At 57.7% G+C, this 21,648-nt stretch carries 26 protein-coding genes; 12 read left to right on the top strand and 14 right to left on the bottom strand.

Going from position 1 to position 21,648, the window contains the following annotated elements; all coding sequences use genetic code 11:
• The first annotated feature begins 90 nt into the window (after positions 1-90).
• Positions 91-414, top strand: coding sequence for a Spy/CpxP family protein refolding chaperone (locus tag BUQ81_RS01620; protein WP_074200645.1), 324 nt, complete (start codon positions 91-93; stop codon positions 412-414).
• 3 nt (positions 415-417) lie between these two features.
• Positions 418-585: a hypothetical protein gene (locus BUQ81_RS08690; protein WP_159432247.1), complete on the top strand. Its 168-nt coding sequence runs from the start codon at positions 418-420 to the stop codon at positions 583-585.
• Positions 586-841: 256 nt separating this feature from the next.
• Here BUQ81_RS08690 and BUQ81_RS01615 read toward each other — a convergent pair whose 3' ends face one another.
• Both BUQ81_RS01615 and BUQ81_RS01610 read right to left on the bottom strand, forming a co-directional pair.
• The gene (locus BUQ81_RS01615) at positions 842-1,414 is read right to left on the bottom strand and encodes a DJ-1 family glyoxalase III (RefSeq protein ID WP_074200644.1); all 573 of its coding nucleotides are present in this window, start codon (positions 1,412-1,414) and stop codon (positions 842-844) included.
• Between the two features lie 2 nt (positions 1,415-1,416).
• Positions 1,417-2,748, bottom strand: a complete 1,332-nt coding sequence (locus BUQ81_RS01610) for a S41 family peptidase (RefSeq protein ID WP_200770526.1) — start codon at positions 2,746-2,748, stop codon at positions 1,417-1,419.
• Positions 2,749-2,922: 174 nt separating this feature from the next.
• Between BUQ81_RS01610 and BUQ81_RS01605 the strand changes: the two genes are divergently transcribed.
• Positions 2,923-3,240: an ArsR/SmtB family transcription factor gene (locus BUQ81_RS01605; protein WP_200770525.1), complete on the top strand. Its 318-nt coding sequence runs from the start codon at positions 2,923-2,925 to the stop codon at positions 3,238-3,240.
• A gap of 15 nt (positions 3,241-3,255) precedes the next feature.
• On the opposite strand, the gene BUQ81_RS01600 is transcribed toward BUQ81_RS01605, so the two are convergent.
• The gene (locus BUQ81_RS01600) at positions 3,256-3,963 is read right to left on the bottom strand and encodes a putative metalloprotease CJM1_0395 family protein (RefSeq protein ID WP_074200643.1); all 708 of its coding nucleotides are present in this window, start codon (positions 3,961-3,963) and stop codon (positions 3,256-3,258) included.
• A gap of 122 nt (positions 3,964-4,085) precedes the next feature.
• On the opposite strand from BUQ81_RS01600, the gene BUQ81_RS08585 reads away from it, so the two are divergent.
• The 3 genes from BUQ81_RS08585 to BUQ81_RS01585 are packed head-to-tail and all read left to right on the top strand — an operon-like array spanning position 4,086 to position 6,065.
• Positions 4,086-4,292: a YjfB family protein gene (locus BUQ81_RS08585; protein ID WP_074200642.1), complete on the top strand. Its 207-nt coding sequence runs from the start codon at positions 4,086-4,088 to the stop codon at positions 4,290-4,292.
• A gap of 57 nt (positions 4,293-4,349) precedes the next feature.
• Positions 4,350-5,207: an HDOD domain-containing protein gene (locus BUQ81_RS01590; protein WP_074200641.1), complete on the top strand. Its 858-nt coding sequence runs from the start codon at positions 4,350-4,352 to the stop codon at positions 5,205-5,207.
• Positions 5,208-5,222: 15 nt separating this feature from the next.
• Positions 5,223-6,065: an HDOD domain-containing protein gene (locus BUQ81_RS01585; protein WP_074200640.1), complete on the top strand. Its 843-nt coding sequence runs from the start codon at positions 5,223-5,225 to the stop codon at positions 6,063-6,065.
• Here BUQ81_RS01585 and BUQ81_RS01580 read toward each other — a convergent pair.
• The 3 genes from BUQ81_RS01580 to BUQ81_RS01570 all read right to left on the bottom strand — a co-directional run bounded on the left by BUQ81_RS01580 (position 6,062) and on the right by BUQ81_RS01570 (position 8,537).
• On the bottom strand, positions 6,062-6,832 hold the full coding sequence (locus BUQ81_RS01580) for an EI24 domain-containing protein (protein ID WP_234947277.1): 771 nt from the start codon (positions 6,830-6,832) through the stop codon (positions 6,062-6,064). The genes BUQ81_RS01585 and BUQ81_RS01580 overlap by 4 nt on opposite strands.
• A gap of 77 nt (positions 6,833-6,909) precedes the next feature.
• A complete protein-coding gene (locus BUQ81_RS01575) occupies positions 6,910-7,959 on the bottom strand; it encodes a flavodoxin domain-containing protein (protein ID WP_074200639.1) in 1,050 nt (349 codons plus the stop codon).
• An 83-nt stretch (positions 7,960-8,042) separates the two neighbouring features.
• Entirely contained in the window at positions 8,043-8,537 is a 495-nt protein-coding gene (locus BUQ81_RS01570) for a hypothetical protein (RefSeq protein ID WP_074200638.1), read from the bottom strand.
• Between the two features lie 109 nt (positions 8,538-8,646).
• Between BUQ81_RS01570 and nfo the strand changes: the two genes are divergently transcribed.
• The 6 genes from nfo to BUQ81_RS01540 all read left to right on the top strand — a co-directional run bounded on the left by nfo (position 8,647) and on the right by BUQ81_RS01540 (position 14,669).
• Positions 8,647-9,495 (top strand): deoxyribonuclease IV, encoded by an 849-nt coding sequence (gene nfo, locus BUQ81_RS01565; RefSeq protein WP_074200637.1) that lies wholly within the window; start codon positions 8,647-8,649, stop codon positions 9,493-9,495.
• Positions 9,492-10,130 (top strand): orotate phosphoribosyltransferase, encoded by a 639-nt coding sequence (gene pyrE / locus BUQ81_RS01560; protein ID WP_074200636.1) that lies wholly within the window; start codon positions 9,492-9,494, stop codon positions 10,128-10,130. Before nfo ends, pyrE begins: the two co-directional genes overlap by 4 nt.
• Before the next feature lie 6 nt (positions 10,131-10,136).
• Positions 10,137-10,640 (top strand): SixA phosphatase family protein, encoded by a 504-nt coding sequence (locus BUQ81_RS01555; RefSeq protein ID WP_074200635.1) that lies wholly within the window; start codon positions 10,137-10,139, stop codon positions 10,638-10,640.
• 110 nt (positions 10,641-10,750) lie between these two features.
• Positions 10,751-12,673, top strand: a complete 1,923-nt coding sequence (locus BUQ81_RS01550; protein WP_074200634.1) for an EAL domain-containing protein — start codon at positions 10,751-10,753, stop codon at positions 12,671-12,673.
• 284 nt (positions 12,674-12,957) lie between these two features.
• Positions 12,958-13,773 carry a mechanosensitive ion channel family protein gene (locus BUQ81_RS01545; RefSeq protein WP_074200633.1) on the top strand — a complete coding sequence of 272 codons (816 nt, stop codon included), beginning with the start codon at positions 12,958-12,960 and terminating at the stop codon, positions 13,771-13,773.
• Positions 13,774-13,853: 80 nt separating this feature from the next.
• A complete protein-coding gene (locus BUQ81_RS01540; RefSeq protein ID WP_084188177.1) occupies positions 13,854-14,669 on the top strand; it encodes an OmpA family protein in 816 nt (271 codons plus the stop codon).
• 70 nt (positions 14,670-14,739) lie between these two features.
• Here BUQ81_RS01540 and merA read toward each other — a convergent pair whose 3' ends face one another.
• The 8 genes from merA to BUQ81_RS01500 all read right to left on the bottom strand — a co-directional run bounded on the left by merA (position 14,740) and on the right by BUQ81_RS01500 (position 21,645).
• Positions 14,740-16,170 (bottom strand): mercury(II) reductase, encoded by a 1,431-nt coding sequence (gene merA / locus BUQ81_RS01535; protein WP_074200632.1) that lies wholly within the window; start codon positions 16,168-16,170, stop codon positions 14,740-14,742.
• A gap of 191 nt (positions 16,171-16,361) precedes the next feature.
• Positions 16,362-16,577 (bottom strand): MerC family mercury resistance protein, encoded by a 216-nt coding sequence (locus BUQ81_RS08975; protein WP_456119725.1) that lies wholly within the window; start codon positions 16,575-16,577, stop codon positions 16,362-16,364.
• A 70-nt stretch (positions 16,578-16,647) separates the two neighbouring features.
• Positions 16,648-17,049 carry a MerR family transcriptional regulator gene (locus BUQ81_RS01525; RefSeq protein WP_074200631.1) on the bottom strand — a complete coding sequence of 134 codons (402 nt, stop codon included), beginning with the start codon at positions 17,047-17,049 and terminating at the stop codon, positions 16,648-16,650.
• Positions 17,046-17,825 carry a sulfite exporter TauE/SafE family protein gene (locus BUQ81_RS01520; protein WP_234947275.1) on the bottom strand — a complete coding sequence of 260 codons (780 nt, stop codon included), beginning with the start codon at positions 17,823-17,825 and terminating at the stop codon, positions 17,046-17,048. The genes BUQ81_RS01525 and BUQ81_RS01520 overlap by 4 nt, the downstream gene beginning before the upstream one ends.
• Entirely contained in the window at positions 17,822-18,682 is an 861-nt protein-coding gene (locus tag BUQ81_RS01515; RefSeq protein ID WP_074200629.1) for a GIY-YIG nuclease family protein, read from the bottom strand. The genes BUQ81_RS01520 and BUQ81_RS01515 overlap by 4 nt, the downstream gene beginning before the upstream one ends.
• 10 nt (positions 18,683-18,692) lie before the next feature.
• A complete protein-coding gene (gene argB, locus BUQ81_RS01510) occupies positions 18,693-19,604 on the bottom strand; it encodes an acetylglutamate kinase (protein ID WP_074200628.1) in 912 nt (303 codons plus the stop codon).
• A 152-nt stretch (positions 19,605-19,756) separates the two neighbouring features.
• The gene (locus BUQ81_RS01505; RefSeq protein ID WP_200770524.1) at positions 19,757-20,263 is read right to left on the bottom strand and encodes a virulence RhuM family protein; all 507 of its coding nucleotides are present in this window, start codon (positions 20,261-20,263) and stop codon (positions 19,757-19,759) included.
• Between the two features lie 2 nt (positions 20,264-20,265).
• The gene (locus BUQ81_RS01500) at positions 20,266-21,645 is read right to left on the bottom strand and encodes a phosphomannomutase/phosphoglucomutase (protein ID WP_074200627.1); all 1,380 of its coding nucleotides are present in this window, start codon (positions 21,643-21,645) and stop codon (positions 20,266-20,268) included.
• Between the last annotated feature and the right edge of the window lie 3 nt (positions 21,646-21,648).

The raw sequence follows: 21,648 nt of genomic DNA, 5'->3' as shown, positions 1-21,648 counted from the left end.
AAAATGGTCATACAAGGCATTTGCCACACCAGGGGCCAATCCGTTATAGTGCCGAGACATTCTTCCATTAAACAAAAGGACAGAGGATCCATGAAGAAATTGACCATTCTGATCGCCGCCGGTCTGATGACCGCCTCCGTTACCGCTCAGGCAGCTCCGCAACAGGCGCGCAGCCCCATGGCGCAGGCGCTTGATCTGACGCCTGAGCAGGAAGCCAAAATCAACAAGATCCGTGACACCTATCAGGCCAAGATCAAGGCACTGGTGGAAAAGGCCGACAAGGAAATCCGTGCCGTGCTGACCCCGGAGCAGAAGAAGAAGCTGGCACAGATCGAAGCGCAGCGTCAGGCCATGATTGAGCAGATGCGCCAGCGCATGCAGCAACAGCAGCAGGGCGCGCCGCACGGCAAGTAAGCCATGGGGCAACGCAAGCCGTCGCTGGATACCCGTGTCGCCGAGTGGGAACGCAAGGTTCAGCGCCCGCTCAAGGCGGATGAGGCAAAACGACTGGCTGCATTGCTGCGTGTGTTGCTTCAGTCTGAATCACCGCCCTCCAAACCCCAAGTTAAAAGCCTCAAGCACTGATACAGCCCGCTTCCGCGGGCTTTTTCATATCCTTTCCGACCTCCCCGGAGGAATCTGTCTTTCACGCCCATCCCCACCCACGTTGCTCAAGCAACCAAGGCCCCTTGTCGGGCCGGGGGGCTTCAACGAACCCGCAAACTAATGCCATGCCGTATGCATACGGGCAATAAATTGGTCGCAGCAGGGGGGCGTCACCACCTTGAAACAGATATAAAAAGCCCGCATGTGCGGGCCGGTTGAAAAGGTTCCTGTCACATCAGTGGCAGGGTGGTCGCTGCAGGGCCGCTTCCACGTCATCGCGCACGGCCTTGCCGCGCAGCTTTTCCACTAGGGCAAGTGCAAAATCCATGGCAGTGCCCGGCCCTTTCGAGGTCACGATGCCATCATCCTCCACCACCGCAGCATCCACATACTGCATGTCCTTGGCCGGATGCTGATCGAGCACGCCCGGATAACTGGTGGCCTTGTGGCCATCCAGTAGTCCCGCCTCGCGCAGCACCTGTGGTGCGGCGCAGATGGCGGCCACATACTTGCCCTGCGCGTGCATGCGGCGCAGAATCTCCAGAATGCGCGCATCCTGCATCAGATAGTCCGCCCCTGGCAGACCGCCCGGCAGGGCCACCAGATCAAAGTCTTCATCCTTGACAGCATCCAGGGTGGTCTTGGCCACCAGAACCGTACCGCGGCTGGCGTGAATCTCACGATTGTTATCCAGACTAGCGCTGACCACTTCGATGCCGCCGCGCACGAGAATATCCATGATGGTGACGGCTTCCAGCTCCTCACATCCCTGCGCCAGCGGCACCAGAACCCGTTTGCTGTCTGCCATGATCACTCCTCCTTCTGCAGCTGCACCAGCGACATGCCCTTGAGCAGATTGAGCGCTTCATAGAGCTCGTAATCCTTGTCGAGCAACTTCTTGACCTCCGTGCGTTCAGCATCAGCCTTCTTCTGCTTTACGGGCTTGTCGTCCTTGTGATCCAGATGCCCTTTAAGGTCGGCTTCGTGGATTTCAAGTGGATCGTTTTCTTCCACCTTCTGCACTTTCAAGCGCGGGATCACCACATCAGGGACGATACCTTCGGCCTGAATGGAACGACCGGAAGGCGTGTAGTAACGCGCGGTAGTCAGCTTGATGGCCGCACCATTGCTCAGCGGCATCAGCGTCTGCACGGAGCCCTTGCCAAAGGTCTTGCGACCGGCCACGAGAGCTCGGTGGTGATCCTGCAGCGCGCCGGAGACGATTTCGGACGCAGAGGCGGAGCCCTCGTTCACCAGCACCACGACGGGGCGCCCATCCATCACATCACCGCGACGCGCTTCGAATTTCATCTGCGCATCTTCGTTACGCCCCTTGGTGTAGACGATCAATCCCTTGTTCAGGAAGGCGTCCGACACCTGCACAGCTGCGGTAAGCACGCCACCGGGGTTATTGCGCAGATCCAGCACCAGGCCTTTCAGCGGCGCACCATTCTTCTCTTCCAGCTTCTCGATGGCTTCCACCATTTCGGAACCGGTTCGCACCTGGAACTGGCTGATGCGCACATAACCAAAGCCCTCTCCCAGCAGTTTCTTCTTGACGGATTTCACCTGGATGATGGCGCGCTTCAGCTTGATCACCAGCGGCTTGTCCTCACCCTTGCGCACGATGGTCAGCGTCACTTCGGTGCCAGGCTTACCGCGCATCAGCTTGACCGCTTCGGTAAGGGTCATGCCCTTCACCGGCTTGTCGTCGATCTTGATGATCAGGTCGCCAGCACGAATACCGGCCTTCTGAGCGGGCGTGTCGTCGATGGGCGCCACCACCTTGACGAAACCGTCCTTGTCCATGCTGACTTCCATGCCCAGGCCGCCAAACTCGCCCGTGGTGTGCTCCTGCATCTCCTTGAAGCTTTCCGGCGGCAGGTAGTCGGAATGGGGATCCAGATTGGACACCATGCCCTTGATGGCATATTCCAGCAGCTTGTCGTCGCTGACCGGCTCCACATAACTGCGTTCCACGGCATTGAATACCTCAACGAACGTGCGCAGTTCCTGCAGCGGCAGCCCGCTGGCAGACTTGCCCTTGTCGCTCGCGGTGACGGTGGCGGCGACAACCAGTGTCCCGCCCAGCATTGCGCCGGAAACCAGCCATCCGATTTTCTTCATCCACTGGCCTGTCATGAAAGCTCCTTTATCGTGTGATTTGCCCTCCCCTGGCGGAAGAGCACAAGTTTTTTCTTGGTTCATTATAAATAAGTTTGCATGACACAACGGGGACACGCCGGTAGAATTGGCATATCGCTATATTCGAACATAATGTTATAAAAAACAACATCAACCAGAAGGTCAAGGCTCATGCTGCAGCAGGTGGACCATCAGTTTTTTGACATGCGTGAGGACAATATCGAACAGGCCGCCCGTGCGCTCAAGGCCATGGCGCACCCCTTGCGGCTGAAAATTCTCTGTGTCATCGGCGAAGGGGAAATGCCCGTCATGGAGATCGTCGAGAAGGTAGGCACAACACAGAGCAACGTATCCCAACACCTGGATATCCTGCGGGAAAAGGGCATTGTGGTTTCCCGCCGGGATGGGAGCAAGATTCTCTGCAGCGTGGCGAGCCCGCAGATCCTCGACCTGATGGATGCCATGCAGAAGACATTCTGCCCGGCCTGAACCTACCCGTTCAACTCAAGAGACATTCTGAATAGCCAGGCGCTGTGCCCAGGCTTTCTGCGCCGTCACTCCCGCTTCAACGAGCGGTGAGCGATTCGAATCATTCCTCTCTTTCGCTCCCGCTTGAGCCGGTGACGCGCTGCGTTTGTCTGACTCACTCCCCTCACGTCCCGGATTAGCATCATACCCCTCACTACGCATGCGCGCCAGCTCCATCTGAGCCTGCGCCATGGCCTGAGCAGCGGCTGCCGCAATACGCAGATCCTGCGCGGAGGGGTTGGCGGGCGCCAGCGCCGCCTGCTGCACCACCTGCATCTTGGCAAGGGTCTTTTCCGGATCCGGTTCTGGCGACACATCAATGCCCACCTCACCGCCAATGGCATAGCGGCGTCCATCCGGCCCCGTCTGATAGGTATAGCGCGCGCCACTGGTGGCATAGCTGCCAGCGGCGGCCAAATGGGCCATTTCGTGCGCGCGCACTTCGCGATCCCGCGCCTTGAGCTGCGCCACCACCGCCTCGACCTGCGCCTGCTGCGCCGCTGTGTTGTCGGCAGACGCATTTGCAGCGGGACGTACCGAGAGGGAGGATTTATGTGCCGACTGCGGTGCCCCTGAACGGGGCGATGCCGTGTCATCCGGCCGCACCACCGTTTTCACCGGACGAGCCGGCTCGCTCGGCAGGACCGCAGCATGGGACGAATGGGCCAGAGGCAGAAGCATCATCGCTCGACATTCCTTACTGGATTATCAACAGGTTAGCACGACAGCACATTTTTTTGAAGTCCATGCCCTCAAGTTACGGACTCCCCGGCCGATATCCACACGGCATACCAAGGAGAATTTCAATGGACATTTCCCCCAACGCCGCCGTCAATGCCGTGTTGAATCAGCAACAGGCGCAATCCCTGCAAAGCGTGCAGATCAGCGTATTTAAAAAGGCGCTGGATCTTCAAAAAAACGGCATACTGCAGCTGATCGCCTCGCTGCCCAACGCCACCCCCCGTGCCGGTCTGCCCGACCATATCGGCACGCAAATCAACACCCAGGCTTGATTGCACCAGCGCTTGCAGCTATGCTTGCTCAATCAAAATTTTTAGAGCAGTACGGGCATGCAGCAAGCGTTGAAAAAGGCGGATGAACTGCTGACACAGGTCAAGTTACCGTCCCTGCCCCAGGAAGTAATCCAGATTCAGGAAGAGCTCAACAAGCGCTACCCGAATACTGTCACGATCGCCAACCTCATTGCTCATCACCCGGAACTGCTCAACAGTTTTCTGGACCTGATCAACTCCTCCATTACCCACATTGACGAGCCCATTCACGATGCACGTTCGGCCGTCAATCTGCTCGGTCTGGACGAGCTTTACAATATCTTTCTTGCCAGTGTCTTCTGCGAACGCATTGCCCAGAACGATGAAGAGCGCGAAATCCTGCAGCACGGGGCCATGGCCGGCATTGCTGCGGCGGAACTCAGCTACTGGGTGGAGGGCATTACCCGCTCGGAGGCCTATCTGGCAGGGCTAACCCAGAACGTGGGCGCCATCTACATGGCCCGTCTGGACCAGGCCTATATGCACTTTTTCCACGACCAGCTCAGCAAGCCCTGGACAGCCTATGAAGCGGAGCTGAAGCACTATGGGACTGCACACACCTTTGTAGGCACGCTCGTGGCAAAGAAATGGCATATCGATCCCGACATCTACAAGGCCATTCTGCTGCACCATGACCGCCAGTTCACCACGAAAACCGTCGGCCACGACAAGGCGCGCAAACTGATTGCCCTCATACTGGTGGCTAACTATGTGGTGGGTGTTACCCTCGGTGAACACTTCATCACCAGTGAACTCAAGGCCTATCGTGATACGGGCATGGAGGTTATCACGCCACCCGATATCGCCATTACCGCTGCCACGGCGGCTGTCATCAAATGGGGCAAGAGCGCCACGCTGGTAAGCGCATCACACTAGGAGGAACGTAAAACCATGCAGCTGATGCTGAACGAAGCCGTAGAAGCCCTGCGGCGTGTTCACCTGCCTTCCCTGCCGGAAGAGGTGATCCGCCTCAAGGAAGAGCTGAACGCCAAATACCCCAACACGGTTACCATCGCCAAGCTGATCAGCCGCAACCCGGAAATGTTCAACCACTTTCTCAAGCTGGTGAACAGCAACCTCACCGAAGCAGATGAGCTGATCAAGGATGCGACCGCTGCAGTCAATATCCTCGGGCTGGAAGAGATCTACAATATCTTTCTCGCCAGCGCCTTTTCCCACTACATTACCCGCGACAAAAACGAACGCGAGATTCTCAACTTCTGCGCCAAGGCGGGCGTGGCCGCAGCAGAGCTTTCGCCCTACGCCGGTGGCATCGCTCGATCGGAAGCCTACCTGGCTGCGCTGACGCAGAATGTGGGCGCCATTTTCCTGCTGCGCCTCGAGCGGGAAGGATACGAGGAGGTGTTTTTCAAACAGCTTTCCAAGCCCTTTTCTGCCTATCGGGAAGAAGCCGAGCTGATGGGCACCACCCACTGCTATGCCGGGCTGATCGCCGCCAAGAAGTGGGGCATGGCGCCCGAAATCGGTCACACCATTCTGCTGCACCATGACACCGACTTTATTGGCAAGACGGCCAATCATCCCAAGGAACGCAAGCTGGTTGCGCTGATCATGATTGCTAACTATCTGGTCACCGCCAGCCTCGGCGAAACCTTCGTCACGCAGGAAATCAAGAAACTCTATACGCTCGGCAATGTGGCACTTTCGCTGCCCGATACGGCGCTCAAGAGCGCCTCACAGGCCGTGCTCAAGTACAGCAAGAAGAAGGGTTAAACGCGCCCGGACGCCTCATGGACCGTCAGCCGCTCACAGAAGTAGTGCGCCAGTGCAATCACCGCCAGCATGGGGGCAAACAGGCTCAGCAGCGGCAGTGCCGCCAGCAGATAGAAGACCATCATGATCAGCGTCGGCGTCCAGTTGGTCACCGGCATCTCCTCCATCAGTAGCTGCTTCGGCAGAATGATGCTGCCGGCATCCAGCATCATGGAATAGCGGAAAAACAGAAAGCCGATCCACCAGAACCACACCACGTTCAGCACCGGCACGAGCAGAATCGGCAGGGTGACGATCAGCAGCAGTAACAGCAGCAGGCCGTACCACAGCACCCGCCCCAGCATCCACGTCAGCGACGCATCGCCACGAAAGACCAGCCCCGGATAGTGCTTCTCGCGCACCACCTTCACCAGCGTATCGGTCATGAAACCGGTAATGATCATGGCGAACAGCAGCACCAGATAGCTGCCCAGTAGAAGCCCCATCAGCCCGGCGGTTACCGCGGCCAGTGCACTGATCAGCCACACCAGCAGCGCCCCGATCAACGGAATCGCCTGCAGGCTCTGCTCGGCGCTGTCCACCCACTGCTCAAAATCCTGCACGATGGGCAGCTGGTGAACCCAGTCGCTGGTGAGCAGAAAGCCAAAAACGCCATAGCCGAGCAGTGAGACGACGATCACCCCAGCAACAAAGGGCACGAACAGACGCATCAGAATGCGCGGGTCGCGCAGATCGCCCAGGGTTCGAAACAGAATATCCAGCCACATGATACGTTTGCTCCTTGCAGGGGGGTCCCCGACTTTTTCACAGTCCGTTTTTGGCGGGCTGAAAAAAACGGGAAAACTCAGTAAATATCGGTCTGCAGGCGGTTTTCAGCCTTGAGCTGGGCCATTTTATCCTCTCCGAGGCACTGGGTCAGCGCATCCAGCACCGCCGGCGCCATGCCGCGCTTGTCGCCGCACAGATAGAAATACGCCCCTTCGGCAAACAGCCGACGCACGTCGTCGGCGTGCTCAAGCACACGGTGCTGCACGTAGATCTTTTCCGCCTGATCGCGTGAGAAGGCGGTCGCCAGCTGCAGTGCACCCTGCGCTACCCAGCCGGTCAGCTGCTCGCGGCAAAGGAAGGTGCTCTTTTCGTGGGTTTCACCAAAAAAGAGCCAGTTCTCTCCCACTGCTCCTTCGCGCAGGCGTGCCTGCATGAAACCGATAAATGGTGCCAGCCCCACGCCCGCGCCGATCATCACAATGGGCACCTCGCCCTGTTGCGGCAATTTGAAGCCCTTGTTGGCCTGAATGCGTCCCTGCACAAAACTGCCCACCGGTGACTCGCGCAAAAGTGTTGTAGCCGCGCCAGGGTGCTCGCGCCCGCACACCATGTGCACCACGTGCTTGAACAGAATGTGCACTTCGCCGGGGTGGGCACAGCAGGCCGAAGCGATGGAGTAATAACGCGGCGCCAGCGGCGAAAGGTAATCGATCAGCTTCAGACTGAGCGCCCGGGCATCAGGGTAGTCGCAAAGGAAGTCGAGCAGATCGCGGTGCCAGGCATAGTCCACCATGGCCTGCCGGTCAGGCCAGTCGCCAATGCCTTCCTTGCGCTGCAGGCGGTTGAGCATGGCCGGATCCAGCTGGGTGATTTCCAGATGCTCGCGCAACGCCTCAAACACCGGCACTTCGCCGTGGCGGCGCAGCGTGACCCGTTCGGCGCCGGTCAGCCCCAGCGCCTCAAGCACATCGCCCACGGTTCGCTGGGGATTGACCGGCTGCACCATCAGCCAGTCGCCGGGTTCATAGGGTTCGGTGCACGCCAGACGCAGGCAGAAGACCGCCTTGTCGCTTTCCGGCGCGGTTTCGCGACGGCGTTCGAGAATTTTCAATGCATGCAGGCTCATGAGGCTTCTCCCTGTGGGGAAACATTCATTCTGCCCGTTGCACATGCAAATTGCCACGCTTCACAGGCGCCAAGCAACCCCAATTACTTGAGCTGTGCAATCAGCAGCTCGATCCACGGCAGGCTCACCACCACGGTAATGGCGGAAATCAGCCCGCCGATCAGCCCGATGCCGATCTGCGGCAGCACACGTGTTTCCCCCAGTTGGATGCGCTTGACCTGCCGGTTGACCAGCTCGAACGCCTCGATCTGCTTTTTGAGCAGGCCGTTGAGCGTCTTGATCTGGCGATAGAGCAATTTCTGTTCCCGATCAAGCTGCTTGCGGCCATTGTCCATCAGCGTCTGTGCCTGACGCATTTCCCGCGCCACCTCGCCCAAGGTCATGTCCAGCTGCTTGACCAGATCGTGCAGCGCGGTCTTGTCTTCCTGCAGCCACTTCAGGTCCGCCGGAATACGGGCTTCTTCGCCCCCTTTTCCCTTGCCCAGCTTGGACAGCGCGCCGGGCGACTGACGCATGGCCTGCTCCAGCAGTTCCTTTTTCGGGGTCAGCGGGTCCACTTTGGATAGATCGATTGGCATAGCGCCCTCCTGTCAAAAATTTGGCATGTTTTCGTATTACATCCATCCTTGGGCAAAAGGCGTGCCAGAGTCTTGAAATGGGCTAAAATCCAGCCAAAAGGAGCCAGCCATGAAATACATCGGAGCCCATGTATCCGCAGCCGGCGGGGTAGCCGAAGCGCCGGCGCGCGCCCATGCCATCGGCGCAACCGCTTTTGCTTTGTTCACCAAAAACCAGCGCCAGTGGCGGGCCAAGCCCCTCGATCCACAGCAGGTTGAACTGTTCAAGCGCCGCTGCGCCGCCTATGGCTATGGCCCGCGCCAGATCCTGCCCCACGACAGCTACCTGATCAATCTGGGCCATCCCGACGATGAAAAGTGGCAGAAATCCCTCGACGCCTTTATCGACGAGCTGCAACGCTGCGAACAGCTGGGCATCCACATGCTCAATTTTCACCCTGGCAGCCACCTGCGCGAAATCAGCGAAAGCGCGTGCCTCGCCCGCATCGCCCACGCCATCAACCGCGCCCACGAGGCCACCGAATTTGTCATCGCCGTGCTGGAAAACACCGCCGGGCAGGGCTCCAATGTGGGCTACCGCTTTGAGCAACTGGCCGAGATCATCAATCAGGTGGACGACAAGGATCGCGTGTGCGTATGCATCGACACCTGCCACGCCTACGCCGCCGGCTACGACCTGAAAAACGACTATGATGGGGTGATGGACGCCCTCGTCAATACCATCGGCACCGACAAGGTGCTCGCCTTTCACGTCAACGACAGCAAGGGGGCTCTGGGCAGTCGCGTGGACCGCCACCACAGCCTGGGCGAAGGCGAAATGGGATGGGAACCTTTCAAGAGGCTGATGCAGGATCCGCGCTGGGACGAACGTCCCTTCATTCTGGAAACCATCGACCCGGACCGCTGGCCGCAGGAAATTGCGCAACTGAAGCAATTCATGCAAAATGGGAACCCATGACACGCGAATATTTCATCCAGTTTCTCCTCGACGCCGGCGTACTCAAGCTGGGCGAATTTACGCTCAAATCCGGACGCAAGAGCCCCTACTTCTTCAATGCCGGACTGATCAATACCGGTGAGCAGATCGCCCAGCTGGCCCGCGCCTACGCCAGCACTATTCACAACAGTCAGATCGGCTTCGACGTGCTTTTCGGCCCCGCCTACAAGGGCATACCGCTGGCGGCAACCACCGCCATGGCGCTGTCCGAGTTCCACCAGATCGACGTGCCATTCGCCTATAACCGCAAGGAAGCCAAGGATCACGGCGAAGGCGGCCTGATCGTAGGCACCGAACTCAAGGGCAAGGTACTCATCATCGATGACGTGATCACTGCGGGCACCGCTATCCGCGAATCCATCGACCTGATCCGCGCCCACGGCGCTGAACCGGCCGGCGTTGTCGTCGCCCTCGACCGCATGGAAAAGGGGCAGGGCGAGCGCTCCGCCATTCAGGAGGTGGAAGCCGAATTCGGCATCCCCGTGGTCAGCATCATTACGCTGGCAGATATCATCGATTTTCTCAGCGAGCACGCTCACCGCTACGAGGACGTGCTTGCTGCCATGCAGACTTATCGACAGCAATACGGAGTATAAAACCGCATGAGTGACGGCTTACGTGAACTCTTGATCATCCGCCACGCCAAATCAGACTGGTCCGACGATACCCTCGAAGACATCGACCGCCCCCTTGCAGAGAAAGGCAAAAAACAGGCCTGCAAGATGAGCCACTGGCTCGCCGAGCGCGACCTGATCCCCGACCTGATTCTCGTCTCGCCTGCCAAGCGGGCGCAGCAGACCCTCTCCCGTCTTACCCGCCACTGGGACAAACAACCCGAAGTCCAGACCGTCGATGCCCTCTACAACGCCGATCTGGACACCCTCATCCACACTATCAAGCAGGTGCCAGACAGCGTACAGCGTGTCGCCGTGCTGGGGCACAACCCCGGCCTGGAAAAACTGCTCGCCTGGCTCACTGGCGACGAAGACAATGCCCATCTGGCCACCTGCGCCATTGCCGAAGTGTTGATCCCCAGCGACTGGCAGCACCTTGAGCAGGCCAAGGCACGGGAGGTGATACGCGCCACCCCCAAGGACGCGGTCTAAACAGCCGCAATTTCCTTAATTTTAAAAGGTATTATTTTATAATCGTTCTTACCGCATTCATTGTTCTGACTTAAGATGACTTCTCTATTTTCTGGATTAGGACACGCGGCATGACGGCCACCTTATCGCAAATCGACAGCCTGCTGGGAAAGCTGATCGAAAGTCAATATTTTCTGGAGTGGCTTGATGAGAGCAACCGTGCCTTCTACACTAATCTGCTCTACACCCTGTGCTGCAGCAAAACGGCAACCCCCGAAGAACTTGAACCCCTTGGGGAAGAAACGGCCAAACACCACCTGACGATCTACCAGCTGCTGGCGGTCCTCCACAAGCTTACCCCTCTGCTTGACGAGCAACAAAAGACCGCGCTGCAGGATCGTTTACAAAAATTCTCCAAGGGATTCATCAAAATTGTTATACGCATCTCCTTCACCCCCACCCATCTTGCTCACCACCCTGCCGACAACTTCTACAACCTGGATGAACAGCGGCTTTTAAGTGCCCACGAGGACTGGCGGCAAACCCTGTTTGCCGAACTGGACACAGATGATCCGGTGCAATGGATGAACGAGCACATTGACCGCTGTCCCGTCCTGCAGTGGCTCAAGGAAAACCGCCCATTTACGCATCCTGACAGCGAACAGCTGGCAGCACACATTTATCGGGAAGATATTGCGATCCACCAACTGGGCCTTTCGCTCATGCGCTCCTATCAAAAGGCGGATTACTACGGGGCCCTGCTTATGATCATGGAACTGTTCAGCCGCAGCTATTTTTTGCAGGGGCTGATCAGGCAATTGCTCAATAATGAACGCCGCATCAGCTTCTTCATCGACCCTCTCACAGGCCTGTACAACCGCCTCCGCCTGCTGGATGATCTGAAAACGGAAACTTTCACGGCGCAGTATCACACCCTGCTGCTTATCAATGTGCGTCACATGAAAGAGATCAACGCCCTGTATGGCGTTGATACAGGTGACAAACTGCTGCAGCAACTGGCACACGTCCTTCGCAAGACCCTCAAGCGTGAGCACCTTTACCGCCTGTATTCAGACGAATTCATTATCCCTTTACGGCAAGATGAAGACCCAGCTGCCTTGCTAAAGAACCTTCAACAGGACATCAGGGCCACCAGCCAAAAGAACATTGTTCTGCTGGGTAGTTATGGCACGCTCGTCAAGTCCTCACTGGGGGCATTGATCTTGGGCATGCAATTCAACAAGCAACAACTTACCACTCTCATTAATGCAGACACGCTCCCCTCCGAAGCACTGGAGAAAACGTCCCGGAACCTGGAACTGGAAGATGCGCTCTATCAGGCACTGGCCGAAGACCGCATCGTGCCGTGGTTCCAGCCCATTCTTAATCTGCATACCAGTCAGCTGGAACACTACGAGGCCTTGATGCGCGTGGTGGATGAAAACGGCACTATCATCCATTCGCCAAGTGAGTTTTTGCCTGTGCTCAAATCACTGGATATCTATCACGAAGCGACCCTCAGCATCATCCACAAGACCTTTCAGCTGATGGAGCAGGTGCCGGGGCACTTTTCTATCAACCTCTCCACACGGGATATCGAGAATACGAAAACGGCCGACCAGATTCTAGCCTATCTGCAGAATCGGCCTGATCTGTGCCAGCGGCTCACCATTGAGCTGCTCGAATCTGAAGCCATCAACGACTACAGCCGCACACTCCTTTTTATTAACCGGCTGAAATTGCTGAATGTACGAATTGCTTTGGATGATTTCGGCAGCGGCTACTCGAATTTCAATTACCTGTTTGAAATGCCACTGGATATTATCAAGGTGGATGGCTCGCTCATTACCGCCTTGGAAAATCCCACCAAAAAAACCATTGTCAAGGCAATTCTCTTCATTGCCCAGCAGCTCAATCTGAAAACCATCGCCGAATTTGTCCGCGACGAACAGACCCTGGAGCAGGTTCGCGCGCTCGGCTTTGATTATGCGCAGGGTTACGCAGTAAGCAACCCGCGTCCCGCTCAGGCACTGATTGCCAACGCAGCTTCCTGAAACATTTCATGGCCTGTTAGAAGGTGAAAACAATCTGGCCACGTGTGGCTATGCCTTGCACAATTCGTTTTCAGCTTCAAGCGACAAGCGGCCACTCTCTCGCAGTTAAAGCCTGCTTGGCACGGGTATAGAGTGCCCCCAGGCCATAGCGGTATAAATACGCCGAATACAATCAGTTCGAAAACTTCCTTCACGATTCCTTCATGTTGTGTAGAACTTTTTAAGAATAAAATACTGATCATCATGTAAATGTTTTGTTTTTATTTTTACCTGAAGGCCCGCTCATGGAGTTTAACACCTTGCTCAATGCCTACCTGATCCCCTGGGGGATCAAGCTGGCCATCGCCACGGCGATTCTTGTAATCGGTTACTGGCTGACAGGCAAGATCGTCTCGCTGACCAAGCGCGCGCTGGGAAAGACCCAGATCGATGCCATCCTGATTGACTTTAGCGGCACCGTTCTCAAGGCCGTACTCCTGCTGGTCGTCGTCATTGCAGCCCTTGACCAGCTCGGCGTGGACACCACCTCCCTGATCGCACTGCTGGGTGCTGCCGGCCTGGCAGTTGGCCTGGCCGTCAAGGACTCGCTGCAGAACTTCGCCTCTGGCGTCATGCTGATCCTGCTGCGTCCCTTTACCAAGGGCGATTTCGTCGAGATCGCCGGCATCACCGGTGTGGTGGATCAGGTAGGCCTGTTCAGCACCCAGATGCACACCGGCGACAACCGCGAAATCATCGTGCCCAATGGTAAAATATACGGCAACACCATTACCAACTACTCCGCCCGCCCCACCCGCCGTGTGGACATGACCTTTGGCATTGGCTATGAAGACGATCTGCGCAAGGCCAAAAGCCTGCTGGAAGAACTGGTGCAGAGTGACGAGCGTGTCCTCAAGGAGCCCGCACCCGTCGTTGCCCTGGCCGAACTGGGGGATTCCAGCATCAACTTTACAGTTCGCGCATGGGTCAACAGCAGCGATTACTGGGGGGTTTACTGGGACATGAACGAAAAGGTGAAACTGGCCTTTGACGAAAATGGCATCTCCATTCCTTATCCGCAAATGGATGTGCACTTGAAAAATGAGCAACAACAGTCATAAAAATTGATTGATTATTCAACAATTTTTGCCAAGGTAATATACAATCCTATTCCAACCGTTTTCGCAAGAAGGAGATTCCCATGAAGAAAACACTGATCGCTGCAGCCCTGCTGAGTGCTTCCACCCTCGCCACAGCCGGCGAGCCCTATGTAAAAGACAGCGATGGCAACTATGTGCGCGACAGCTGGGGGGAATGTGTACGTTCCATCGACTGGACACCGGATGCGGGTGCATGCCCCGCCGTTGAAAAAGCTGCACCAGCCGCCAAGGCTGAAGCGGCAGCACCGGCTGCTGCTGCACCGACTGAAAAGCCTGCCGCTGCAGCGCCATACAAGGGCGACATTGACGGCTCCGGCACCAGTGCCTACTGGGTTGACTACAAGCAGCGCGTCGTGCGTGACAACTTTGGTGGCTGCGTACGCACCATCCACTGGACCAAGGAAACCGCCATCGCAGAATGTGAAGGCTGGAAGAAGCCTGAACCCAAGCCCGCGCCGGTCATCGTCAAGAAACCCGAGCCTGCTTCGGTTGTTGCCAAGCCGGCCCCTGCCGTGGAAGAGCCGCCTCCGGTCTTCCGTGGCCTGTTCAAGACCAACAGCGCCGAGCTGAGCGATGATGCGTTCGGCAAGCTGGATCTGATCGTGAACTACATGAAGAAGTATCCGGCCAAGAAGATCATCATCAAGGGCTATACCGATCCGCGCGGTTCTGCGCAGTACAACCTGAAGCTGTCTGAGCGCCGTGCAGAGGCCGTAAAAGACTATCTGGTCAAGAATGGCATCGATGCCAGCCGCATCGAAGTGCAGGCGTTTGGTGAAACGCAACTGGTGTGTACCGACATGACACCTGAGTGCCTGCAGATGAACCGTCGCGTGGAAATTGAATTCGTCAAATAAGCGACCTATTTAACGCGATAGCAAAAGCCCCGCATTTGCGGGGCTTTTTTATTGCCTATCGAAAACGCTCTCACCCTGCGCAGCACGAAAGCTTATTGACATCCTTGAAGAACGTCTGTGCGCACAGCTTGAGCGCTTCGTTCCAGGTAAGATAAGCCATCAACTCGCCGGCCAGATCCTGCACGCGCAGCCCCTTGCGCAACGCAATCGCCACTGCTTCGATCATCTCGCCCGCCTCCGGCGCGACAATCTGCGCCCCCAGCAGTTTCATGGACCCGGCTTCGGCCACCAGCTGTACAAAACCGGTTGTTTCAAAGTTGGCCAATGCGCGCGGCACCTGATCCAATGGCAAACGCCGTGATATGGCCTTGATCCCCTGCGCCTGCGCTTCGTCTTCGCTCAGCCCCACTGTCGCCACCTGCGGATCGGTAAACACCACCTGCGGCAGCACGCTCAAGTCGAGCGTTTCACACCCGCCCCGCATGGCGCTGGCAGCAATGCGACCGGAAGCCGCCGCCACATAAACAAACTTGGGCAACTGGGTGCAGTCGCCTGCCGCCCAGACACCCGGCACGCTGGTACGCAACTGTTCGTCCACCACAATCTGGCCGCGGCTATCGATCCGGACGCCCACCTGCTCCAGCGCCAGCACATCCGTATTGGGCTGCCGCCCCGTGGCGACCAGCAACCGTTCTGCCTGCAGCACGCCTGCCGGTGTTTGCACTTGAAAGATGCCACCCGCATGCTCGACCCGTTGCGGTTGTGTCCGTGTCAGGATGTTCATGCCTTCCGCTTTCAGCGCCTGCCGCAACGTATCACCCACTTCGGCCGGCTGGTTGGTGAGCAGTCCGCGACGGGCCAGCAGCGTCACCTGCGTACCCAGACGCTGATAGGCCTGCGCCAGTTCCAACGCCACCACGCCGGCCCCCAGCACGATCATTCGCGGCGGCGTTTCTTCGCTGAACAGTGCTTCGGTCGAAGTCCAGTAAGGCGTCGCCGCAAGCCCTTCGACCTCCGGGATATGCGGACGTGACCCCGTAGCGATCAGCACCCCATCGCCCCGCAACTGCTGGCGTGAACCATCCGGCTTTTCCACCACCAATGTATCGGCCGTCAAAAAACGGGCATGGCCATGCACCACCTTGATGCCGGGATAGGTGTCCAGCATTTTTTCGTATTTGGCATGACGCAGTTCGTCCACGCGTGCCTTGAGCTGAGCAATCAACACCCTGCGATCCCCTTCAGCTTCACACGCAGGCAGACCGTCAAACGGCGTGTGCCGACGCCAGTGATTCAACTGCGCCTGACGAATCAGAATCTTGGACGGCACACAGCCTACATTCACACAGGTGCCGCCAATCTGCTCGGCGGCCTCAATCAGCGTAGCACGCCCGCCGTTTTCCACAATCTCAATGGCCGCCGCGAAGGCAGCTGATCCCGTACCGATAATCAGCACATGCTGGCTGGATTGAGTGCAGGCATTTTCTTTACAACAGGACATGATCAACCCTCCTTGATTTCGCACTGTTCATCGCAACGGTGGTTGGCCGGCCAGAGCAGATCCCAGACGACCACCAGCACCATCCACACGAGCGCCCCCTACGTCACGTAGGTGCTCCAGCCATACTAAAACCAGGGATAGAGGGAGAGCTGCAGCAGAATCGGACCGGAAATCCCCAACAAGGTACGCCCTCACTGACGGTGTGCCAGCCAGCCCAGCGCATTGGCAATCAAGGCCAGCCAGGCAAAGGCTGGCAACAGGGTATTTATCAGCAGCCCTTCCCACTGACCGAGAAAGCCCAACCCAAGCGCTGCACCCAGACTGGCGATGGCAGGGAAACACATGCTGCATCCCATGGCAGCGGTTAGAACACCCAAAGCACCCGCCTTGTCGCCCCAACGGGACAGGATTTGTGGTTCGGCCTCCTATCAGGTTCACCCACAGTTTAGAGGCCGTACCAAGGTACGGAGTCAAGCATTAATTTGCTGAAAATTCATCGGTATGGAGAAGCGCCTCGATCAGCGGGCAGCGCGCCTGATTGGACTGCTGACGGCAGTGATCCAGCTGCTGCACCAGCGCCGCTTCCAGTCGCTGCAGCGCCGCCATGCGAGCGCGCACTTTTTCCAGCTTGGCCTCAATCTGTGCACGCACTTCCCCGCACGGGGCATCACTGATGGCAAGCAGTGCTTCGATCTCTTTCAGGGTAAAGCCGAACTGCTGCGCCTGACGGATAAAGCGCAATCGCTGCAACGTTTCGGGGGCATAGCACCGGTAGCCGTGCAACGGCTTCGGTGGCGTATCAATCAGGCCACGGCGCTGGTAGTAGCGTACTGTTTCCACATTGACCCCAGCGGCCTTGGCGAGTTCTCGGATCCTCATACACTCATCCCCATTGCCCGACCAATCAGGGCCAGCCCCACCAGCAATGTCATGGCCTCAAAACTGCGCTTGACCAGCCGATTACCCTTCACAATCGACAGGTGCGCGCCCAGATAGCCCCCCAGCAGCGAGCCGGCAATCAGTGCCGGCAGCCAGTCCCAGCGGATCTGCCCCAGCCAGCCCAACATCAGCGCACCTGAGCCGTTCCAGACGATGCCCACCAGAATCAGCGTGTAGCTCACCGCCGTCTTGTAATCCAGCCCGAACCAGCGCACCAGCCACAGGGTGACAAACAACCCCGTGCCGGAGGTCAGCGACCCATTGAGCGCGCCGATCAGCCACAGCGCGGCACCGCCAATGACCATGCCCTTCAGATCGCGATGGGCGGAACGTGCCTCCATGCCCAGATTGGGCTGCACCATGGAATAAATGCCGAGGGCTGTGGTCAGTATACCCAGCGCCAGCTGCGACCAGCGGTCCGGAATGGTGAGGATAATGGCCGCACCGGTGAGCACGCCCGGCACGCCGGTGGCAAGAATAAACGCGGCAAAGCGCCAGTCGTAACGGGAAGACTGCAGATGTCGCGCCGTTGCCCCCAGCCCCAGAAACACGCTGGCCACCTTGTGGGTGGCCAAGGCGACGGCGAACGGCAGGCCGAGGAACAGCAACGCGGGCAACTGCAACAAGCCCGCGCCCCCACCTGCCAGCGCGGAAAAGAAATTCGCCACCAGCGAGATGGCAAACAGCAGCAGCTGCTCGAGAAGGTACTCGCTCACTGTTTTTCTAAATCTTTTAGCGGCACGCCATGCGCATCTTTCCATGCGGTGCGGCCATTGATACTTGCCCCCGTCAGAACACTGGCGGCACCGGATGGCGAACTGAACAGATAATCCTGAAGAAACAGCAACTTACCATCCTGCTGGCCAATAACGCCTCGCGCCATCAACTCCTCGCGGATGCGCTTTACAGCTTCCGGTGCACTCGCCGTCATATCTTTACGTAATTGCGAGCCTTTTAGCACCATAACACCCTGTTCGTCATACCGTGCCCTGGCCTTGGCACCCCGCTCCCTTAGATAAAGCAGTAATCCCTTGTCAGATGATGACACTGATTCAGAATCATGACTCGCGCCTCCGCTTTCAAACGCGTCCACACCAAGAACAGGGTAGATCATCAGCATTTCGGAAAGAAACGCATCGGCGGCCGCCCGATCCATTTCGGACAAATTTGGCGTTTGCGGCAACTGAAAGTTATGCAGTTTCCAGCGGTTTGCCTGTGTAGCCAACTCGATCAGACGTGCCTCCAGATGACTGATGATTGCACGGTTGAGGCGGTCGTCCATGCTGGAAAAGGCGATAAGCTGCGTCCAGAACCCTTTGGCGAGATGCTGCTTCAAACGCTTGTTCATCTGATCGGCCTGACCGACATAAAGTTCAAACTGGCCAGTAATCTCGTCCTTGCTGAACAACACATAAACCCCGGCCTTGTCCAACTCCGGCCTAGTCAACGCACGCTTAAGCGCTGCCCGCGGTGTCATCACAGCCTGCCCCGTCCAGTTGTCCTTGCTGATCACCTTGATCCCTTCCGGGTCACCATCCACCAGAAACAGATGAATCGTTGTAGGCAAGCTCATGGCGTTTTCCTCAGTCCGCAGTGATCAGCGTGCCGACGCCTGCATCGGTAAAGACCTCCAGCATCACCGCATGAGGCACACGGCCATCGATAATGTGCGCAGCATGCACACCGCCCTCTACCGCCTCCAGTGCGCACTGGATCTTGGGCAGCATGCCGCCGTAGATGGTGCCGTCTTCGATGAGCTGCTGCACCCTGTGGGCATCGAGACCGGTGAGCAGATTGCCCGCCTTGTCGAGCAGCCCAGGCGTATTGGTCAAAAGCATGAGCTTTTCTGCCTGCAGGGCTTCAGCCACCTTGCCCGCCACCAAATCGGCGTTGATGTTGTAGCTGGCGCCGTCCTTGCCCACGCCGACGGGCGCGATGACGGGAATAAAGTCGTCTTCCACCAGCATGTCGAGAACACGGGTATTGACCTTTTCCACCTCACCCACGTGGCCCAGGTCGATGATTTCCGGCGCGTCCAGATCGGGGTTCATGCGCTTGATCTTCAGTGGCCGCGCGGTGATCAGATTACCGTCCTTGCCGGTCAACCCCACGGCATTGCCGCCGTTGCGGTGGATCAGGTTGACGATCTGCTTGTTGACCAGCCCGCCAAGCACCATCTCCACTACGTCCATGGTTTCTTCGTCGGTGACGCGCATGCCGGCGATGAATTTGGATTCCTTGCCGATGCGGGCCAGCAGTTGACCGATTTGCGGCCCGCCGCCATGCACTACCACGGGGTTCATGCCCACCAGCTTCATCAGCACGATATCGCGGGCGAAGCTGTGCTTAAGCTGCTCGTCCACCATGGCGTTGCCGCCGTACTTCACCACAATGGTCTTGCCGGCAAAGCGCTGAATGTAGGGCAACGCTTCCGACAGGACCGCAGCAATTTCCCCGGCCCGTTCCTTGGTCATTTTCATATCCTGTATGCGCATGGTCTTAATCCTTTTCTTCCCGTGCCAAAAGGTTCATGATCAATCGAATCAGAAGTTCTTTGTCTTTTGGATCTGACTCCGCCACTAAAAGGGTCAAGGCTGCCAGACCGGCATCATTGATGACCGGCTCCCCTTCATCAATACAGAGCCGGTCATTGCGATGCAGGAAATCCACAAACAGAAAGGCCGCGCCTCTGCCCGCGGCCACTGTCCAAGCCCAGTGCAGATGAAGCGGCGGCCTTGCGCACCAGTTCCAGAGTGTACTCCAGTTCACAGGTATTCTGTGCTAAACGCCGCTGGTTTATAGCATAGCCTTTCAGCAGGTAGTCTTTTAGCCGTTGCGTGGCCCAGATGCGAAAACGGGTTCCTTGCAGGCTTTTGACGCGATAGCCAACGGAAATAATCACGTCCAGATTGTAATATTCCACCTGCCGGATTACTTCACGGCCACCCTCTTTTTGAACTGTCGCAAATTTTGCGACAGTTGCCGCCCGGTCCAACTCACCTTCCCGAAATACGTTGGCAATATGCTTACCAATGGTTTTCACATCTCGTCCGAACAGCATGGCCATCTGCTGACGGTTCAGCCACACCGTCTCCCCTTCCAACAGCACCTCAATCTGCTGCTGGTCATTTTCATAGATGAGAATATCTCTCATGCTCAAAACGGCAGCCCAAGGTCCGGATCAACCCTGTGAATCCAGTCGCGGAAGCGCGTCTTGATGCGCTCCAGCGCCTCGGGCGTCTCCCCCTCGAAGCGCAGCACCAGCACCGGTGTGGTATTGGATGGGCGCACCAGCCCCCAGCCGTCGGCAAAGTCCACGCGGATGCCGTCCAGGTCAAACACCTTGCCGTCCGGGAAGTCCGCCATAGCCTTCAGCGTGTCCATAAAGGCGAAGTGCTCGCCGCCCTCGTTGAAGCGAATTTCCAGCTCCGGGGTGTTATAGGCATTGGGCAGGCGGGCAAACAGTTCGCTGGCTGGCCCGTCGTATTTGGCGACAATTTCACACATGCGCGCGGCGGTGTAGATGCCGTCGTCAAAGCCATACCAGCGCTCATTGAAAAAGATATGCCCGGACATTTCGCCCGCCAGCGCCGCTCCCGTTTCCTTCATCTTTTTCTTGATAAAGGAGTGGCCGGTGCGCCACATCAGCGGCTTGCCGCCACAGCGCTCGATCTCCTTGCCCAGCAGGCTGGTGCACTTGACGTCATAAATGATGGTCGCACCGGGCTGTCGGCTGAGCACATCGCAGGCATAGAGCATCATCTGCCGATCGGCATAGAGCAGATTGCCCTGCTCGTCCACCACGCCGCAGCGGTCGCCATCGCCATCGAATGCCAGCCCCAAATCTGCACCCGTTTCTTTCACGCGCGCAATCAGGTCCTGAAGGTTTTTCGGCTTGGCGGGGTCGGGGTGGTGATTGGGGAAGGTGCCGTCCACCTCACAGAAGAGTTCATCCACCTCGCAGCCAATGGCACGCAGGGCGCGCGGTGCATAGGCGCCGGCGATGCCGTTACCGGCATCCACCACCACCTTGAGCGGTCGCGCCAGGTCTATTTTGGCGGCGATGTCGTCGATATAGGTCTGCGCAATATCCTGCCGGACATAATTGCCAGCGCCCTCATGGAAAGCGCCCTGCTCAATGCGTTGTCGCAACGCCTGAATCTGCTCGCCGGACAGGGTCTCGCCCGCCACCATCATCTTGATGCCGTTGTAATTGGGCGGGTTGTGGGAGCCGGTAATGGCCGCACAGCTGGAGACGCCCGGCGTATTGGCCGCTGCCCAATAAACCATGGGGGTGGTCACGGCACCCAGGTCGATCACATTCACACCCGCGCTACGCGCGCCCTTCACGAGCGCGGCTGTCAATTCCGGCCCAGAAAGGCGCCCGTCGCGCCCCACAATCAACGTGTCCTCCCCGGCATCGCGCACGGCGCTGGCCAGTGCCCGCCCAATCAGTTCAACACTTGCGGGTGTCAGCCCCTCGCCCACCACGCCACGAATGTCGTAAGCGCGAAAAATATGCGGATCAATCTGCATGTC

Source organism: Sulfurivirga caldicuralii, from assembly GCF_900141795.1.
In the GTDB taxonomy this organism is placed as follows: Bacteria; Pseudomonadota; Gammaproteobacteria; order Thiomicrospirales; family Thiomicrospiraceae; genus Sulfurivirga; species Sulfurivirga caldicuralii.
This window is presented reverse-complemented; position numbering and strand designations above follow the sequence as displayed.

What these genes read in the sequence shown, in the direction of transcription:
- BUQ81_RS01620 (WP_074200645.1), top strand. Translation starts at nt 91, where the DNA reads ATGAAGAAATTGACCATTCTGATCGCCGCCGGTCTGATGACCGCCTCC.
- BUQ81_RS08690 (WP_159432247.1), top strand. Translation starts at nt 418, where the DNA reads ATGGGGCAACGCAAGCCGTCGCTGGATACCCGTGTCGCCGAGTGGGAA.
- BUQ81_RS01615 (WP_074200644.1), bottom strand. Translation starts at nt 1,414, where the DNA reads ATGGCAGACAGCAAACGGGTTCTGGTGCCGCTGGCGCAGGGATGTGAG.
- BUQ81_RS01610 (WP_200770526.1), bottom strand. Translation starts at nt 2,748, where the DNA reads ATGACAGGCCAGTGGATGAAGAAAATCGGATGGCTGGTTTCCGGCGCA.
- BUQ81_RS01605 (WP_200770525.1), top strand. Translation starts at nt 2,923, where the DNA reads ATGCTGCAGCAGGTGGACCATCAGTTTTTTGACATGCGTGAGGACAAT.
- BUQ81_RS01600 (WP_074200643.1), bottom strand. Translation starts at nt 3,963, where the DNA reads ATGATGCTTCTGCCTCTGGCCCATTCGTCCCATGCTGCGGTCCTGCCG.
- BUQ81_RS08585 (WP_074200642.1), top strand. Translation starts at nt 4,086, where the DNA reads ATGGACATTTCCCCCAACGCCGCCGTCAATGCCGTGTTGAATCAGCAA.
- BUQ81_RS01590 (WP_074200641.1), top strand. Translation starts at nt 4,350, where the DNA reads ATGCAGCAAGCGTTGAAAAAGGCGGATGAACTGCTGACACAGGTCAAG.
- BUQ81_RS01585 (WP_074200640.1), top strand. Translation starts at nt 5,223, where the DNA reads ATGCAGCTGATGCTGAACGAAGCCGTAGAAGCCCTGCGGCGTGTTCAC.
- BUQ81_RS01580 (WP_234947277.1), bottom strand. Translation starts at nt 6,832, where the DNA reads ATGTGGCTGGATATTCTGTTTCGAACCCTGGGCGATCTGCGCGACCCG.
- BUQ81_RS01575 (WP_074200639.1), bottom strand. Translation starts at nt 7,959, where the DNA reads ATGAGCCTGCATGCATTGAAAATTCTCGAACGCCGTCGCGAAACCGCG.
- BUQ81_RS01570 (WP_074200638.1), bottom strand. Translation starts at nt 8,537, where the DNA reads ATGCCAATCGATCTATCCAAAGTGGACCCGCTGACCCCGAAAAAGGAA.
- nfo (WP_074200637.1), top strand. Translation starts at nt 8,647, where the DNA reads ATGAAATACATCGGAGCCCATGTATCCGCAGCCGGCGGGGTAGCCGAA.
- pyrE (WP_074200636.1), top strand. Translation starts at nt 9,492, where the DNA reads ATGACACGCGAATATTTCATCCAGTTTCTCCTCGACGCCGGCGTACTC.
- BUQ81_RS01555 (WP_074200635.1), top strand. Translation starts at nt 10,137, where the DNA reads ATGAGTGACGGCTTACGTGAACTCTTGATCATCCGCCACGCCAAATCA.
- BUQ81_RS01550 (WP_074200634.1), top strand. Translation starts at nt 10,751, where the DNA reads ATGACGGCCACCTTATCGCAAATCGACAGCCTGCTGGGAAAGCTGATC.
- BUQ81_RS01545 (WP_074200633.1), top strand. Translation starts at nt 12,958, where the DNA reads ATGGAGTTTAACACCTTGCTCAATGCCTACCTGATCCCCTGGGGGATC.
- BUQ81_RS01540 (WP_084188177.1), top strand. Translation starts at nt 13,854, where the DNA reads ATGAAGAAAACACTGATCGCTGCAGCCCTGCTGAGTGCTTCCACCCTC.
- merA (WP_074200632.1), bottom strand. Translation starts at nt 16,170, where the DNA reads ATGTCCTGTTGTAAAGAAAATGCCTGCACTCAATCCAGCCAGCATGTG.
- BUQ81_RS01525 (WP_074200631.1), bottom strand. Translation starts at nt 17,049, where the DNA reads ATGAGGATCCGAGAACTCGCCAAGGCCGCTGGGGTCAATGTGGAAACA.
- BUQ81_RS01515 (WP_074200629.1), bottom strand. Translation starts at nt 18,682, where the DNA reads ATGAGCTTGCCTACAACGATTCATCTGTTTCTGGTGGATGGTGACCCG.
- argB (WP_074200628.1), bottom strand. Translation starts at nt 19,604, where the DNA reads ATGCGCATACAGGATATGAAAATGACCAAGGAACGGGCCGGGGAAATT.
- BUQ81_RS01505 (WP_200770524.1), bottom strand. Translation starts at nt 20,263, where the DNA reads ATGAGAGATATTCTCATCTATGAAAATGACCAGCAGCAGATTGAGGTG.
- BUQ81_RS01500 (WP_074200627.1), bottom strand. Translation starts at nt 21,645, where the DNA reads ATGCAGATTGATCCGCATATTTTTCGCGCTTACGACATTCGTGGCGTG.